This is a genomic window from Streptomyces monashensis, from assembly GCF_001866665.1.
Classification (GTDB): domain Bacteria; phylum Actinomycetota; class Actinomycetes; order Streptomycetales; family Streptomycetaceae; genus Streptomyces; species Streptomyces monashensis.
The window spans coordinates 1-15,528 of sequence record NZ_MLYO01000042.1 but is presented as its reverse complement, the minus strand read 5'-3'; the positions used below and the strand labels follow the sequence as shown (position 1 = coordinate 15,528).

The following is a 15,528-nucleotide window of genomic DNA, read 5'->3' as shown; positions in this document are numbered from 1 at the left end:
AAATTAAGCCGCGACAATCTACTAGTGCCGCGGCAGGCAACGTTTGCCCGTCAAGGAGCGGCGTCCGGTGCGTGCTCTGGGGGACCCCCCGGCCGAAGGCTGGGGGAGTGCCGGCCGGAAGCCCTCGTACTGGACGTACTCGGGCTTTCGGCCGGTGGGGCGAGTGGGGGCGCCCCCGGCCGAAGGCTGGGGGAACGTGCAGGGCGCCGCGACGGGGCGAACGTTGCCTGTTGCGGCACCAGCCCGGGCGGCACGGGCGTGCGTCGGCCGGGTCGGCACCGGCGGCCACGCCCACGCCTGCGACGATCGGGAACGGCCCGTCCGGCTCAGTCGACGCTGGGCAGGATGTGCGGCTCGGCGAGGTCGTCCTCGTAGCCCGCGAGGCGGATCGGGGCCGAGCGGGCCCACACGTCGAGGCTGCCGAGTTCCCCGGGGCGCCGGCCCCCGCGCTCCGTGCGTTCCTCGGGGCGCTGTTCGCGATTCGTCTTCTCCGGTGTCACCGCGCACTCCTTATGTGTCGGGTCACCCTCGGGGGCCTGCTGCACAGCATGCGCTCCGGCGCTCGACGCCCGCTCGGGTCTGGATGGAAGGCCAGTTCGGACGCGGTGGCGTCGGTGCGTACGGACGGGTGGGTGCGGGTGGAACCCAGTGCTGCTGTCCGTCCCCTCCAGGTTAACCAAATGAGCGGGCATCCGCTCGATAGGGAGTGCAAACAAGCTGTAACGGCTCTGCTTCGCACAGGTCTCCAACACCCCCCAATATGCCGCTATTTATGACAACACGCATCACCGGCCCCGCACCGCCGTTCACTCACATGGGCTACTTCACGACGCTGCGCGGTTCAAGTGCCGTTGGCCGGGGCGCAAGCTCGCCATGATCTGCTGACCTGCGGGCAACGGCTGTCTCGCGGAAGGACTGACGCATGGAGCTGCGCAGCGTCGAGGAGCTGATGGATCTGCTGTACACCGGCCGGCACCAGCACGCGTTGCGGACCGCGGCGCTGCTGCGCCGCGGCCGCCCCGCCGACAAGGAGCTCCAGGTGGCGGGGCTGGTGCACGGAATCGGGCCGGTGCTGTCCCCGGCCGACGAGGCGGGCCGGGCCCGTAGCGCGGCCGAGGCGGTGCGCCCCCTGCTCGGGGAGCGGGTGTTCCGGCTGGTGCGCGGGGACGCGGGCCCCGTCGCCGAGGACGACGTCCAGCGACTGCGCCAAGCGGACGAGGAGGGCCGCGTGGCGGGGTTCGACGCGGGCGTCCTGGAGGACTGGCGCACCGTGCTGGAGCTGGTGGCGGCCCGGCACTCCCGGCTCGGCGCGGTCGACTGACGCTCCGGCGGCCGCACCCCTGTCCTCTGACGGCCCGTCATGAGACGGTACGGCGATGACGTCGTCGTACGGGCTCAGGGGCAGGGCGGCCGTCGTCACCGGCGGGACGCGGGGCATCGGGCGGGCCGTGGCCGAGGGGCTCGCGGCGGCCGGGGCGCTGGTGTGCGTGACCGCACGGGACCCGGCCGGGGTGCGCCGCACGGCCGCCGAGCTGGGCGGGATCGGGCTGGCCGGGGACGTGTCCGCCCCGGGGCACCCGGAGGCGCTGACGGAACTGGTGCTGCGCGAGTTCGGGCGGCTGGACGTCGTCGTCAACAACGCGGCGACGAACCGGCCGTACGGTCCGCTGATGGACACCGACCCGGACGCCTGGCGGCAGGCGTTCGCCGTGAACGTCGAGGCACCGCTGCGGCTGGTGCGGTGCGCGTGGCGGGGGTGGATGCGCGAGCACGGCGGGGCGGTCGTCAACGTGTGCACCGAGGGCGCCGGTCACGTGGGCCCGAGCGTGGGGGCGTACGGCACGACCAAGGCGGCCCTGCTCCATCTCACCGGGCAGCTCGCGGGCGAACTCGCCCCCCGGGTGCGGGTCAACTCCGTCTCCCCCGGGCTGGTGCGCACCGAGATGGCGCGGTTCGTGTGGGAACAGGGGGAACCGGGAGAGCCGGGCGAGGCGGAGGTGGCCGCGGGGCTGCCGCTCGGCCGGATCGGGGAGCCGGCGGACGTGGCGCGGGCGGTGCTGTGGCTGGTGTCCGACGCGGCCGAGTGGATCACGGGCGCGGACCTGCTGGTCGACGGCGGGACGCGGGTGCGCGCCGCCTCCACGGCAACCCCGTACGCGGTGCACCGGCGGCTGCGCGGGGGGCCCGGGAGCCAGGGGGTGTCGTTCGGATGACGCCGGCGTCACGGGACCGCGGCCCCCGCAGGGGCCGCGGTCCCGTGGGGGGGTCACCACTTGCCGGGTGCGTAGTCCTTCAGGAAGACGCCGTACAGGTCCTCGCCCGCCTCGCCGCGCACGACCGGGTCGTAGACGCGGGCGGCGCCGTCGATCAGGTCGAGCGGGGCGTGGAAGCCCTCCTCGGCGAGGCGCAGCTTCTCGTAGTGCGGGCGCTCGTCGGTGATCCAGCCGGTGTCGACGGACGTCATGAGGATGCCGTCGGTGTCGAACATCTCCTGGGCGCTGGTCCGCGTGACCATGTTCATGGCCGCCTTGGCGGCGTTGGTGTTCGGGTGCCCGGCGCCCTTGTAGCCGCGGCCGAAGACGCCTTCCATCGCCGAGACGTTGACGACGTAGGCGCGCTTGCTGGCCGCCTTCTTCGCGGCGTCGGCCATGGCCGGACGCAGGGCGCTGATCAGGATGAACGGCGAGGTGTAGTTGCACAGCTGGGTCTCCAGCAACTCGACCGGCGAGATCTGGTCGATGGTCTGCACCCAGGTGTTGGTGTCGACGACGTCGGGAACGAGGCCGCCGGCGTCGATGGCGGTGCCCTCGACATGCCGGGCGATGCTGGCGTTGCCCGCGACGAGGGCGAGGTCGGCGACCTTCTGTGCGTCCAGGCCGCTGGTGCCGACCGGCAGCGCGGCGATGCCGTCGACCGCGCCGGAGTTGAAGGCGCCGATGACGGAGTGGGCCGGCAGTTCACCGGCGGGCAGCGGAGCGCTCTCGCCGTCGACCAGGGCCGCGTAGGCGGAGGGCAGCCGGCGTACGGTCTGGGTCGCGTTGTTGATCAGGATGTCGAGCGGACCGGCCTCGGTGACCCGCTCGGCCAGCGCGACGGCCTGTGCCGGGTCGCGCAGGTCGATGCCGACGACCTCCAGGCGGTGGATCCAGTCCGCCGCGTCCTCCATCGCCGTGAACCGGCGGATGGCGTCCTTGGGGAAGCGCGTGGTGATGGTGGTGTGGGCGCCGTCGCGCAGCAGCCGCAGGGCGATGTACATGCCGATCTTGGCGCGGCCGCCGGTGAGCAGTGCGCGCTTGCCGGTGAGGTCGGCGCGGGCGTCGCGCTTGGCCCGGTTGGTGCGGGCGCAGTCGGGACAGAGCTGGTGGTAGAAGTAGTCGACCTCGACGTAGCGGCCCTTGCAGGTGTAGCAGGAGCGCGGGCGCTGGAGTATGCCCGCGATCCTGCCCTCCCCGACCTTGGAGGAGGGCAGCAGGCCCTCGGTCTCGTCGTCGATCCGCTCGGCGGAGCCGGTCGCGGTGGCCTCGGTGACGGCGCGGTCGTGCGCGGTCTTGGCGGCGCGGCGCTCCTGGCGGCGGCGCTGCTTGACCGTGCGGTAGATGGCCGAGGTGGCCCGGCGCACCGTGATCGCGTCGGGGTGGTCGACCTCGAGGGTGTCGAGCTCCTCGAGCACGCTCAGGCAGACGGCCAGCCGCTCGGGGTCGATACCCGGCCCGTAGACCACCTCGTCCATGGCCGCGGAGGCCATGGAGCCGTCCTCTGTCACCGTCATCGCGCTGCCGCTTCCCTGATCACCCGCACGGCGCGCCGACTCGCGCCCACTGTCGAACGAGGAATTTTACGGAGCGCACGGCTCGCCGCCAAACCCGGTCGCCCCGGCACGGACAGTGACGCCGGGGCACCGCACCGGGGACTGTCGCCGGGGCGAGCGGGCGGGGGCTCCTCAGACCGCGCAGGCGGTCAGCAGGGTCTCCAGTTCGGCCGAGACCGCGTGGGCGAAGCGGTCCAGGTCCGGGACGGCGCGGGCATCGGCGACCAGGCCGTAGTGCACGCGGCCGCGGTACGTCGAGATCGCCACCGCCAGGGACTGGCCGGGGGCGAGGGGGGCCAGGGGGTAGACCTCGGTCAGTTCGTGGCCGCCGAGGCGCAGGCCCAGTGACGGCATCGGCACGCTGGTGACCAGGATGTCGAACCAGAGGCGGGCGGCCTGGCCGACCAGCGGGCCGCCGAGGCGGTGGCCGAGGGCCGGGACGTGGTCGGCGAGCAGGGCGACCGCGCCGGCGCCCCGGTCGGGCCCCGCGTCCTTGTGGCGGACCATCGCCGTGCGCACCGTGTCGAGGCGGCCGAGGGGGTCGGACTCCCCCACGGGCAGCGGTATCAGATAGCCGGAGAGCCGGTTGCCCTGGGGGTGGGCGGTGCGCGGGCGGCGCCGCGAGACGGGGATGAGGGCGCGGGGCGCCACGCCGCGGGTGGACTCGCCGCGCTCCTCCAGCCAGCGGCGCAGGGCGCCGGCGACGACGGCGATGAGGACGTCGTTGACCGTGCCGCCCACGGTCTTGCGCACCCGGTGCACGTCGTCGATGTCGAGGACCACCCCGGCGGTGCGGCGCGTGCCGCTCGGGGTGGAGGTGAGCGCGGAGGACGGCCGCATGCCGAGCGTGGAGCGGGCGAGCGAGGCGCCGATGTCCAGGGCGCGGCCCGCGTCGGACAGGACGCCCCGGACCAGCCCGGGGAGCAGCCCCGGCAGCCGGCGGACGTCCGACAGCAGTCCGCGCGGCGGTTCGATGGCGCGCGGCGCCCGCGCGGGCAGGTCCACCGGGTCGAGGACACCGGCGGCCAGCTTGAGCGCGCGCAGCCCGTCGGCGAGGGCGTGGTGGAACTTGAACAGCACCGCGAAGGACACTCCGTCCTCGCCGGGCAGCACGTGCGCCTCCCAGGGCGGCCGGCCCCGTTCCAGCGGGCGTTCCATCAGGCGGCCGGCGACCGCGTGGAAGTCCGCGGTCGGGGCGTGCAGCCGTACGTGGTTCAGCGGGTCGAAGTCCGGATCGGTCTCGCGGACGGCGGCGCCGAAGGCGAGCGGTTGCCACACGTCGCGGATGCGCAGGCGGAGTCCGGGGACGGCGGCGGCGCGGGCGGCGAGCAGGTCGGCCGCGTGGGCGCCGGCGGTGGGCGAGTGGGCACCGAAGACGCCGAGCGCGCCGAGGTGCATGGGATGCCGGTCGGACTCGATGTTCCAGAACGCCAGGTCGAGGGGAGCGAGCAGATCGGAAGTCAAGGGCTTGCCTCACGCATCGACGACGGGGGATCTGCGATCAATCGCAGTCAACGCAGTGAATCCCTGTCACCTGATTACGGTCAAGTACGATCAGGCTACGCTCAGTTAACGGCAGGTTAAGTCCCGCCCCTCGATCAGGGGCGGGACCACGGCTTACGCCGGATCACCTCAGGACGGGCTGTGCCGCCTCGGGTGACGTACCCCACTCAGACGGGCGCGAGCCGACCGTGAACGCGAGCGAGCGCATCGCGCGCAGTGCGTCGTTCGTCACATAGGTCCGCCCGTGCGCACGGCCGTCGGTGCGTACGGACTGGATGTAGCGGTCGGCCGCCGAGGTGCCGGGCGCGGTGATCGTCAGGCGTCCGCCCGGCCAGTAGCGCCGGTCCAGGGCGAGGTCGACGCGGTCGAAGACGGGGGTGGACAGGCCCCAGGTGCCGTAGCCGGGCTGGATGGGGAACAGGCCGATGGACGACAGCACGTTCCAGGCGGACATCGTGCCCAGGTCGTCGTTGCCGGCGATGCCGCCGGGCCCGTCGGTGAACAGGGTCAGGGCGGCGTGCACCACGTCGGTGGTCTTCCAGGGCTGGCCGGTGGCGAGGTAGATGTACGGCGCGGTGAGGTCGGGCTCGTTCATCGGGTTGTACTTGGTGGCGTTGTAGTAGTCGTACGCGTCGCCGTGCACCCACCCCTCGCGCGCCGTCCTCGCCGGGTCGGCCAGCAGCTTGTCGTAGGCGAAGAAGGAGTCGAGGCGGTCGTTGGCCGCGTGCTCGCCGCCGATGAGCTTCACCATGCCGGGCACGTCCTGCGGGACGAGCCACTGGTACTGCCAGGCGGTGCCCTCGTGGAAACCGGTGCCCTTGGCCGGGTCGGCGGAGCCGTAGAAGGCGCCGGAGCCGTCGCGGGCGCGGAAGAAGCCGGTCGAGGGGTCGAAGATGTTCCGGTAGTTCTGCGCGCGGGCGGCGTACCGGGCCGCGTCCGCGTCATGGCCGAGGCCACGCGCCATCTGCGCCAGCATGGCGTCGGCGAGCGCGTACTCCAGGGTGACGGAGGCCCCGTGGTGGTAGTCGGAGTCGCCCATCTTGGCCAGCGGGCGGTCCCAGATGTAGGGGGCGAAGCCGTGCGCGAGGTAGTCGGCGTTGGCCTCCCGGCCGATGCCCGGATAGGCGGCGGGCGGCACACCGTCGGCGTTCTTGCGCAGCGCGCGGTAGGCCCGCTCCTCGAAGCCCTTGAGCAGCCCCGCCTGGTACGCCGCGGTCAGGAACGGGGTGACCGGGTCGCCGCTCATCACGTTCGTCTCGACCGGGCCGTAGCCCCACTTGGGCAGCCAGCCGCCGTCCTCGTCGACCGCGACCAGCGAGCGGGCCATGTCCCGTGCCTGGCGCGGCGCGAGCAGGGCGAGCAGCTGCACCTGGGTGCGGTAGGTGTCCCACAGCGACCAGTTCTGGTAGTACGTGAACCCGTCGGCGTGGTGGATGCGGCGGTCCCAGCCGGTGTAGCGGCCGTCGGCGTCGTCGCCGATGTTGGGCGCGAGGAACGAGCGGTACAGCGAGGAGTAGAAGGTCCGGCGCAGCGTGTCCGTGCCGCCCTGGACGTGGACGGCGGCGAGCCGCTTCTCCCACGCGGCGCGGGCCGCCTCGCGCACGGCGTCGAAGGACCGGCCGCCCTCCGCGGCGAGGTTGCCGGCCGCGCCGCGCGCGTCGACGTACGACAGGGCCGTGGTCGCCTCGACCGTACGGTCCCTGCTGGTGTCGAAGCGGACGTAGGCGCCGCCGGGGCCGCTGCGGGAGCCCGGGGTCACCTGCTTGCCGTCCCAGGTGCCGTAGGCGGTGAAGGGCCGGCTGAAGCGGGTGACGGTGTAGACGGTGTAGGGGCGGGTGTCCCGGCAGAAGCCGTGGCCGGTGATCGCGGTGCGCACCGTGTGGTCGTCCAGGATCTCGACCGTGCTGGAGACCGCCTTGTGCAGCGACTGGGCCGCGTTCAGCAGGACGTTGGCCTTGTCGGTGGCCGGGAAGGTGTAGCGCTGCACCCCGGTGCGCGCGGTCGCGGTCAGTTCGGCGCGGATGCCGGAGGCGAGGCCGACGCGGTAGTAGCCGGGGCGCGCCGCCTCGTCCCGGTGCGCGAATCCGGTCGCGTACGCGGTGTAGTCCGTCTGCGTCACGTCGCCGGTGGTCGGCAGCACGGGCAGGTCGCCGCCGATAGCGCAGCCGACGCCCGAGAGATGGACCAGCGAGAAGCCGCGGATGCGCGCCTGCGTGTAGTCGTAGCCGGAGAAGTGCCCGGTGTCCGGGGAGAGCTGCACCATGCCGAAGGGCACGGCCGCGCCGGGGAACGTGTTGCCCTCGTCCTGGCTCCCGATGAAGGGGTTGACCAGATCGGTGAGGTGGCCGTCGGTCCGCCCGGCGGCGCCCGAGGCGGGGGTGGCGATCAGCGTGGACGCTGCCATCACCCCGGCCAGGCACAGCCGTGTGCGCCGGGTCCCTCTCATGTCGCATGACCTCCGCAGGTTCGACGTCGTTCCCTGCATCCTGAAGGTCGAACGACCCAAACCCGGGCATTCCATGGACGTCACGCCCGACGCGTCGCGATCGGGTTCACACGCACGAGTGGTGACGAACGGTCAGTTCGCGCGCGAACGACCGCTCGTCCGTGGTGAGTTCGGTGACCGGGCTCAGGACACCCGCTGTCCCTTCCCCAGCGCGATGACGCCGCCCGTCGAGACCGTGTAGAGCTCCGCGTCCCGGTCCGGGCTGACGCCGATCGTCGCGCCGGGCGGGACCTCCACGTTCTTGTCCAGGACCGCGCCGCGCACCACCGCGCCCCGCCCGATGCGCACGTTGTCGTGCAGGACCGAGCCCTGCACCACCGCCCCGGGATCGACCCGGACGCCCGGGGACAGCACGGACCGGGTGACCTGGCCCCGGATCAGGCAGCCCGCGCTGATGATGGACTCGCTCGCGATGCCGCCCGCGCTGAAGCGGGCCGGGGAGAGCTGGCCGGAGTGGGTGTAGACGGGCCACTGCCGGTTGTAGAGGTTGAAGGCGGGGCGCTCGGCGATGAGGTCCATGTGCGCCTCGTAGTAGGCGTCCAGGGTGCCCACGTCCCGCCAGTAGCCCTGGTCGCGGGTGGTCTCGCCGGGCACGTGGTTGTCGTCGAAGTCGTACAGCTGCGCCTCGCCGCGCGTGGTGAGCTGGGGCAGGATCGAGCCGCCCATGTCGTGCACGGACTGCCCGTCCTCGGCGTCCCGGTGCAGCGCCTCGACGAGGACCTTGGTGGTGAAGACGTAGTTGCCCATCGAGGCGAAGACCGTGTCCGGGGCGTCCGGGAGTCCGGGCGGGTCGGCCGGCTTCTCCAGGAAGCGGCGGATCGTACGGCCGTCCGAGCCGGGCGTGATGACGCCGAAGGCCGAGGACTGCGCGCGCGGCACCCGGATGCCGGCCACCGTCACCCCGGCGCCGCCCTCGATGTGCTGGGCGAGCATCTGCCGCGGATCCATCCGGTACACGTGGTCGGCGCCGAACACCGCGACGTACTCGGGCTGTTCGTCGTGCACGAGGTTCAGGGACTGCAGGATCGCGTCGGCGCTGCCCAGGTACCAGCGCGGGCCGAGGCGCTGCTGGGCCGGGACCGGGGTGACGTAGTTGCCGAGCAGACTGGACATCCGCCAGGTGGTGGTGATGTGCCGGTCCAGCGAGTGCGACTTGTACTGGGTCAGCACGCAGATGCGCAGGACGTCGGCGTTGACGAGGTTGGACAGCACGAAGTCGACGAGGCGGTAGGTGCCGCCGAAGGTGACCGCGGGTTTGGCGCGGTCGGTCGTGAGCGGCATCAGGCGCTTGCCCTCCCCGCCCGCCAGCACGATCCCGAGTACGGAAGGCCCTCCACGACGCATGGCCGCTCCCCTCACCCTGGTAGAACCATGGATGCCCGCAGCCCGACGGGCTCAAGCCCCCTTGAGGATCTCCTCGTACAGCGCGGCGGTGCGCCGGGCCACCGCGTCCCAGCCGAACTCCCCCACCGCGCGCACCCGTCCGGCCTCCCCCATCCGCCGGGCCGCCGCCGGGTCGCCGAGCACGCTGTCCAGCGCCCGGGCCAGACCCGCCTCGAAGCCCTCGTCCACGTCCACCAGCAGGCCCGTGCCGCCGTCCGCCACCACCTCGGGGATCCCCCCGACCCGGGAGGCCACGACCGGCGTGCCGCACGCCATCGCCTCCAGGTTGACGATGCCGAGCGGTTCGTACACCGACGGGCACACGAACACGGCGGCGTGGCTGAGGAGTTGGACGACCTCCGTGCGCGGCAGCATCTGCGGGATCCAGAACACGCCCGCGCGCACCCGGCTCACCTCCTCGAACAACTCCCGGAACTCGCGGTCGATCCCGGGGGTGTCGGGGGCTCCCGCGCACAGTACGACCTGGGCGTCCGGATCGATGTCCCGTACGGCGCGCAGCAGATGGGGCACGCCCTTCTGGCGGGTGATCCGGCCGACGAACAGGACGTAGGGCCGGGCGGGGTCGACGCCGTGCCGCAGCAGGGCGTCGGTGCCGGGATCCGGGCGGTACAGGCGGGTGTCGATCCCGTTGTGCACGACGTGGACCCGTGCCGGGTCCAGCGCCGGATAGCAGCCGAGGATGTCCTCGCGCATGGCGCCGGACACGGCGATCACCGCGTCGGCGGCCTCGACGGCGGTGCGCTCGGCCCAGCCGGACAGCGCGTAGCCGCCGCCCAGTTGCTCCGCCTTCCAGGGGCGCAGCGGCTCCAGGGAGTGCGCGGTGACCACGTGCGGGATGCCGTGCAGCAGCTTGGCGACATGGCCGGCGATGCCCGCGTACCAGGTGTGGGAGTGGACCAGTTCGCGGCCCTCCAGCGCGGCGGCCATCGACAGGTCCACGGAGAAGGTGCGCAGCGCGTCGTTGGCGCCGTCGAGCGCGGACCAGGAGCGGTGGCGTACGACGCCGACCCCGCGGCCCTCGCCCCAGCAGTGCACCTCCAGGTCCACCAGCGGGGCCAACTCCCGTGCCAGGAACTCCACATGGACACCGGCGCCGCCGTACACGTCCGGGGGGTACTCCCGGGTCAGCAGTCCCACTCGCACCCGACAACCCCCTCGTCCCGGCGGCAGCTTCCCCTCATGGTCGCCCGGATGCGGCCTCCGGGGAAGAGCGCGGAGGCCGCGTGAAGCAGCAGTCGCCGCAGACCCCGCCGCCGGGCACGCGGTAGTACAGGCAGCAGCTGCGGCGGCGGAACGCGGCGGCGGTGCGGGTGCCGGTGGGGCGCAGCAGGGGGTGCGCGAAGAGCGCGCCGGTCAGGGCGCGGGCCCGCCCGGCGACGTCGTCGCGGCCGTGCGCCCGGGCCCAGCGGTCCAGTTCCCGGGCCGCCCCCGCGAGCGCCGAGCCCGCGTTGCCCCACAGCAGCCCGGCCGCGATGCCGTAGCGGGCGGTCAGGGTCTGCGCCAGCGGCTCCAGATGCCCGTGCAGTACGGCGGTGACGAGGTCGGGCTCCCCGGGCAGCGGACGGACCTCGGCCAGCCACAGGTCGTCGGGGGCCGATCCCAGGGGGTCCCAGCGCAGCAGCCGGGGAGCGAGGTCGGGCAGCCTGCCGTACCGGGCGGCGCAGCCGAGGGCCGTCGCCCACAGCCGGGCGGCCAGGCCCTGCTGTGCGACGGAGACGGCGACCCGCGGTTCGGGGGCCCGCAGCCGCCCCGCGACCAGGGCGATCCGTGCGGCGAGGGGGTCGCGGTGGGCGTCCGGGGGCGGCGTCGCGTACGCGTCGGCGAGCGTCGTCGGGGGCGCCGCCCCGGCGGTGCGCAGGACGAAGAAGCCGCCGAGCGGGCGGAGGGCGGCGAGTTCGGGGTCGAGGTCCACGACAGACAGTGGTACCAGGGACACCCGTCCCAAGGATGATCAGGTCACGGCCGTACTCCATCGGCAGTAGGACGCATTGGGTGCTCAGGTACGACGACGCGAACGGCCCGGACGGGCAGAGTGTTCGCCATGGAAGCCGACCGTACGCCGCACCGGGCTCCGGGCCCCCGTCTGCCGCAGTGGAGACGCCGATGAGCGCACTCGCGCTGTCCGTGCTGTTGTCGGTCGTGTCCGCCCTCGCCTACGCGGGCGGCGCGATCGTGCAGGAGCAGGTGGCGGTCTCCTGCCCGGACAGCGCGTACATGCCGCTGCGCCGCCCGGGTTGGTGGGGGGCGCTGGCGCTCAACGGTCTCGGCGGCGTCCTGCACGTGGTGGCGCTGGCCTACGGTCCGCTCAGTCTCGTCCAGCCGCTCGGCGCGCTGACCATCGTCTTCGCGCTGCCGATGGCGGCGCTGTTCGTCGGCCGCGGGGCCGGGGCGGCCGCCTGGCGCGGCGCCGTCATGGCCACGGTGGGCCTGGCCGGTCTGCTGTCCCTCGTCGGCTCCACCGACACCCACTCCCTCGACACGGCCCAGCGGATCGCGGTGGTGCTGGTCACCGGCGGCGCGACCGCGGGGCTGACGCTCGCGGGGCTGGCCGCCCACCGGCACCCCGCGGTGCGCAGCGTGCTGCTCGCCACGGCGTCCGGCATCGCCTTCGGCATGTCGTCGGTGTTCACCAAGGCGGTCGCCGAGGACTGGACCCGCGGCATCGACCTCCACGACCTGCCCTCGCTCGCCGTGATCGTCCTGTTCGCCGGCACGGGCGTGGTGCTCTCCCAGGCCTCCTACCGGGGCGCCGGGCTCGCCGCCCCGCTGGCCACGCTGACCGTGGTCAACCCGGTGCTGGCGGCCGCCGTCGGCATCCTGATGTTCGGCGAGACGTTTCGCTACGGCGGCGTGGGCAGCGGACTCGCCATCAGCTGCGGTGTGGTCGCGGCGGGCGGTCTGGTCATGCTGACGACCGAGCGGATCGCGCGCACGGGACCGCCCGCGGCGGTGGCCGCCCCGGCGCCGGCCGCGGAGCCCCAGGCGCCGGGCCTGCCCGCGCAGCGCGTGCCGGCGCCGGGCGAGGCGGAGCCGCCCGCGCCCGCCGAGGACGGCTCGTCGCTCGACGCGCCGGCCCTGCCCGGCCTGCTGGTGCCGGGCAGGGCCCGCCCCGCCGACCCGGCTCCGGACGCCGGCACGGGGCCGTCCGCGGCCGCGGACGGGGACCTGCGGCCGGTCACGGGCGGCGGGACGGACGCCGGGGGCGGTGAGCCGCCCGGCCCGCCCGCGGGCAGTGTGTTCCCCGTGATGTACACGGCGTCGGCCACGGGCGCGGCGGTCGTGTCGCTGCCGTTCCCCCACCCGAACCGGTACGGGGGTCAGATCCTGACGCTGCCCGCCCGCAGATAGGCGAGCGGGTCGATGTCCGTGCCGAATTCGGGTCCGGTCCGCATCTCGAAGTGCAGGTGCGGACCGGTGACGTTCCCGGTCGCTCCCGAACGGGCGATGCGCTGACCGGCGGTGACGCTCTGCCCGATCCGCACCGCGATCGCCGACAGATGGCCGTACTGGCTGTAGCGGCCGTCGGCGTGCCGGATCACCACCTGGTAGCCGTAGGAGCCGCCCCAGCCCGCGGCCACCACCTGTCCGGCCTCCACGGCCTTCACGGAGGTGCCGGTCGGCACGAGGAAGTCGACGCCGGTGTGGTAGCCCTTCGACCAGTGCACGCCGGCCACCCGATAGCCGGTGCCGATCGGGGCGTTGACCGGGGCGACGAACGTACGGCCCGTGCTCGTGGTCCGGTGCGGGGCGCTCGTGTGCCGCGAAGGGGCCTTCCGCTTCGGGGACTTGGTGTCGGGGGCGGCCGTCGCGTGCAGGCTGAGCCGCTGGCCCGGCAGGATCAGGTCGGGGTCGGCGCCGATCGTCCCGCGGTTGTCGGCGTAGAGCCCGCGCCAGCCGCCGCGCAGCTGGTGGTCCCGCGCGATGCCGGAGAGCGTGTCGCCGCGCACCACCGTGTACATCTCGGCGCGACCGGCCCGTGACTGCGGGGTGGTCTGGGGCGTCACGTCCCGTACGGACGCCTTCCTCCCGGCGCCCGTCCCGCCGCTTTTCCCGGTGCCCTTCCCGGTGCTCTTCTTCTCGGCGGCCACCGGGCGCGTCCCGGCGCTGTCCGTGTGGGCACCGGGCTCGGCGTCCGCGCGGTTCAGTCCGGCCCGTACCGAGCAGACCGGCCAGGCGCCGGGCCCCTGGGCGTCGAGGACCCGCTCGGCGACGGCCATCTGCTGCTCGCGGCTCGCGAGGTCGGCGCGTGGCGCGTACCGCGTGCCGCCGTACGCCTCCCAGGTGGAGCGGGTGAACTGGAGCCCGCCGTAGAAGCCGTTGCCGGTGTTGATGCTCCAGTCGCCGCTGGACTCGCAGGCGGCGACCTTGTTCCAGGTGGAGGCGTCGGCCGCGTCCGCGGTGCCAGCGGCGACCAGCGGGATCGCGAGTCCGGCGCCGCCCGCCGTGACGGTGAGTGAGGCGCGGTTGATCCTGTTCGGCTGGTACCGGCGATGCCGGCCGCGTACGGCCATGTCCGAATTCCCCTCGGCATGCGTCAGGAGGGGCAAAACTAAGCGCGGCGAACAGGCCATGACAAGACGGAAAACCGGCCTCGCCCGCCCCTCAAGTGGCCGGGAACCGGCGCCTGTTGGCCTGATGCGCGAAGGACTGAGGCTTCCGGCCCCGTCACCGCGTACTCAAGCCTGGCGGGTCTCATGTGCGCTCGCCAGGTCGGCAGGTCAAGATGGGCGAGGACCCGTACTGACGGAGCCGTAGTCACGAGGCAACCAGGAAGCAGGCGGCATGAGCACTTCAGCGCAGATCGGTGTCACGGGCCTCGCGGTCATGGGCCGCAATCTCGCCCGGAACTTCGCCCGCAACGGCTACACCGTCGCCGTGCACAACCGTACGGTGGCGCGGACCAAGGCGCTGGTGGAGGAGTTCGGCGGCGAGGGCGACTTCATCTCGGCCGAGACCGCCGAGGAGTTCGTGGCGGCGCTGGAGCGTCCGCGCCGCCTGGTCATCATGGTGAAGGCGGGCGGCCCGACGGACGCGGTGATCGAGGAGTTCGCGCCGCTGCTGGAGCCCGGCGACATGATCATCGACGGTGGCAACGCGCACTTCGCGGACACCCGGCGCCGCGAGAAGGCGCTGCGCGAGCAGGGCATCCATTTCGTCGGCATGGGCGTCTCCGGCGGCGAGGAGGGCGCGCTGCACGGACCGAGCATCATGCCGGGCGGCCCGAAGGAGTCGTACGACTCGCTGGGCCCGATGCTGGAGAAGATCTCCGCGAAGGCGGCGAAGGACGGCGCGCCCTGTGTGACGCATGTGGGCCCCGACGGCGCCGGGCACTTCGTGAAGATGGTCCACAACGGCATCGAGTACGCCGACATGCAGCTGATCGGCGAGGCGTACCAGCTGCTGCGCGATGTCGCCGGGTACTCCCCCGCCGAGATCGCGGACATCTTCCGCACCTGGAACCAGGGCCGTCTCGACTCCTACCTGATCGAGATCACGGCCGAGGTGCTGTCCCACGTGGACGCGGCGACCGGCAGGCCGTTCGTGGACGTCGTGGTCGACCAGGCCGAGCAGAAGGGCACCGGCCGCTGGACGGTGCAGATCGCGCTGGACCTGGGCGTTCCGGTGTCCGGCATCGCGGAGGCGGTCTTCGCCCGCTCGCTGTCCGGGCACGCGACGCTGCGCGCGGCCTCGCGGGGGCTGACCGGACCGGAGGCCGCGCCGCTGGGCAAGGAGGAGGCGGCCGCCTTCGCCGACCAGGTCGAGCAGGCGCTGTACGCGTCCAAGATCGTGTCGTACACGCAGGGCTTCCACGAGATCACCGCGGGCAGTGAGGAGTACGGCTGGGACATCGACCTCGGCAAGGTCGCGTCGATCTGGCGGGGCGGCTGCATCATCCGGGCGGCGTTCCTGGACCGCATCCGCGCGGCGTACGACACCCGCGCCGACCTGCCGAGCCTGCTGTCGGACGAGACGTTCGCCCGCGAGATCGCGGACGCACAGGACGACTGGCGCGACGTGGTGATCGCGGCGGTGCGGCAGGGCGTGCCGACGCCCGGCTTCTCGGCGGCGCTGGCGTACTACGACGCGTTGCGGGCGGAGCGGCTGCCTGCGGCGCTCACGCAGGGGCAGCGGGACTTCTTCGGGGCGCACACGTATCGGCGGGTGGACCGGGAGGGGGCGTTCCACACGCTGTGGGGCGGGGACCGGAGCGAGGTCTCGGCGTAGGTTCTCGTGCGGCCGAGAGGGTGGGAGGAACCGGTGCGTTCACGGCCGCGGGGTGTGTCGCGGCCGGTCGCGCCCACGCGGC

Annotated in this window: 12 protein-coding genes; 4 read left to right on the top strand and 8 right to left on the bottom strand. The window is 73.3% G+C overall.

All coding sequences use genetic code 11. From position 1 onward, the window contains the following. Positions 1–326: 326 nt before the first annotated feature. Positions 327–500, bottom strand: a complete 174-nt coding sequence (locus BIV23_RS48875) for a hypothetical protein (protein ID WP_020943570.1) — start codon at positions 498–500, stop codon at positions 327–329. Positions 501–922: 422 nt separating this feature from the next. On the opposite strand from BIV23_RS48875, the gene BIV23_RS25765 reads away from it, so the two are divergent. Both BIV23_RS25765 and BIV23_RS25760 read left to right on the top strand, forming a co-directional pair. Further along, complete coding sequence (locus tag BIV23_RS25765; RefSeq protein WP_071383348.1) at positions 923–1,321, top strand: hypothetical protein; 399 nt, start codon at positions 923–925, stop codon at positions 1,319–1,321. A gap of 55 nt (positions 1,322–1,376) precedes the next feature. Further along, positions 1,377–2,213: an SDR family oxidoreductase gene (locus BIV23_RS25760; RefSeq protein WP_071383347.1), complete on the top strand. Its 837-nt coding sequence runs from the start codon at positions 1,377–1,379 to the stop codon at positions 2,211–2,213. A gap of 53 nt (positions 2,214–2,266) precedes the next feature. On the opposite strand, the gene BIV23_RS25755 is transcribed toward BIV23_RS25760, so the two are convergent. The 6 genes from BIV23_RS25755 to BIV23_RS25730 form a co-directional block, all read right to left on the bottom strand. Further along, entirely contained in the window at positions 2,267–3,769 is a 1,503-nt protein-coding gene (locus BIV23_RS25755; protein WP_071383346.1) for an SDR family NAD(P)-dependent oxidoreductase, read from the bottom strand. Positions 3,770–3,940: 171 nt separating this feature from the next. Next, positions 3,941–5,272 carry a wax ester/triacylglycerol synthase family O-acyltransferase gene (locus BIV23_RS25750; RefSeq protein WP_071383345.1) on the bottom strand — a complete coding sequence of 444 codons (1,332 nt, stop codon included), beginning with the start codon at positions 5,270–5,272 and terminating at the stop codon, positions 3,941–3,943. 163 nt (positions 5,273–5,435) lie between these two features. Beyond that, positions 5,436–7,757 (bottom strand): GH92 family glycosyl hydrolase, encoded by a 2,322-nt coding sequence (locus BIV23_RS25745; protein WP_071383344.1) that lies wholly within the window; start codon positions 7,755–7,757, stop codon positions 5,436–5,438. A gap of 183 nt (positions 7,758–7,940) precedes the next feature. Next, positions 7,941–9,161 carry a glucose-1-phosphate adenylyltransferase gene (glgC, locus tag BIV23_RS25740; protein ID WP_071383343.1) on the bottom strand — a complete coding sequence of 407 codons (1,221 nt, stop codon included), beginning with the start codon at positions 9,159–9,161 and terminating at the stop codon, positions 7,941–7,943. A gap of 51 nt (positions 9,162–9,212) precedes the next feature. Beyond that, positions 9,213–10,364, bottom strand: a complete 1,152-nt coding sequence (gene glgA, locus BIV23_RS25735) for a glycogen synthase (RefSeq protein WP_079173363.1) — start codon at positions 10,362–10,364, stop codon at positions 9,213–9,215. Positions 10,365–10,398: 34 nt separating this feature from the next. Further along, positions 10,399–11,151, bottom strand: coding sequence for a (2Fe-2S)-binding protein (locus BIV23_RS25730; RefSeq protein ID WP_245790638.1), 753 nt, complete (start codon positions 11,149–11,151; stop codon positions 10,399–10,401). A gap of 173 nt (positions 11,152–11,324) precedes the next feature. Between BIV23_RS25730 and BIV23_RS25725 the strand changes: the two genes are divergently transcribed. After that, complete coding sequence (locus tag BIV23_RS25725) at positions 11,325–12,569, top strand: DMT family transporter (RefSeq protein ID WP_071383342.1); 1,245 nt, start codon at positions 11,325–11,327, stop codon at positions 12,567–12,569. On the opposite strand, the gene BIV23_RS25720 is transcribed toward BIV23_RS25725, so the two are convergent. Beyond that, the gene (locus BIV23_RS25720) at positions 12,539–13,732 is read right to left on the bottom strand and encodes a transglycosylase family protein (RefSeq protein WP_071383341.1); all 1,194 of its coding nucleotides are present in this window, start codon (positions 13,730–13,732) and stop codon (positions 12,539–12,541) included. The genes BIV23_RS25725 and BIV23_RS25720 overlap by 31 nt on opposite strands. Positions 13,733–14,003: 271 nt before the next feature. On the opposite strand from BIV23_RS25720, the gene gndA reads away from it, so the two are divergent. Continuing rightward, the gene (gene gndA, locus BIV23_RS25715) at positions 14,004–15,446 is read left to right on the top strand and encodes an NADP-dependent phosphogluconate dehydrogenase (protein WP_071383340.1); all 1,443 of its coding nucleotides are present in this window, start codon (positions 14,004–14,006) and stop codon (positions 15,444–15,446) included. The last annotated feature ends 82 nt before the right edge of the window (positions 15,447–15,528 follow it).

What these genes read in the sequence shown, in the direction of transcription:
- BIV23_RS25765 (WP_071383348.1), top strand. Translation starts at nt 923, where the DNA reads ATGGAGCTGCGCAGCGTCGAGGAGCTGATGGATCTGCTGTACACCGGC.
- gndA (WP_071383340.1), top strand. Translation starts at nt 14,004, where the DNA reads ATGAGCACTTCAGCGCAGATCGGTGTCACGGGCCTCGCGGTCATGGGC.
- glgC (WP_071383343.1), bottom strand. Translation starts at nt 9,161, where the DNA reads ATGCGTCGTGGAGGGCCTTCCGTACTCGGGATCGTGCTGGCGGGCGGG.
- BIV23_RS25760 (WP_071383347.1), top strand. Translation starts at nt 1,377, where the DNA reads ATGACGTCGTCGTACGGGCTCAGGGGCAGGGCGGCCGTCGTCACCGGC.
- BIV23_RS25725 (WP_071383342.1), top strand. Translation starts at nt 11,325, where the DNA reads ATGAGCGCACTCGCGCTGTCCGTGCTGTTGTCGGTCGTGTCCGCCCTC.
- BIV23_RS25755 (WP_071383346.1), bottom strand. Translation starts at nt 3,769, where the DNA reads ATGACGGTGACAGAGGACGGCTCCATGGCCTCCGCGGCCATGGACGAG.
- BIV23_RS25745 (WP_071383344.1), bottom strand. Translation starts at nt 7,757, where the DNA reads ATGAGAGGGACCCGGCGCACACGGCTGTGCCTGGCCGGGGTGATGGCA.
- BIV23_RS25720 (WP_071383341.1), bottom strand. Translation starts at nt 13,732, where the DNA reads ATGGCCGTACGCGGCCGGCATCGCCGGTACCAGCCGAACAGGATCAAC.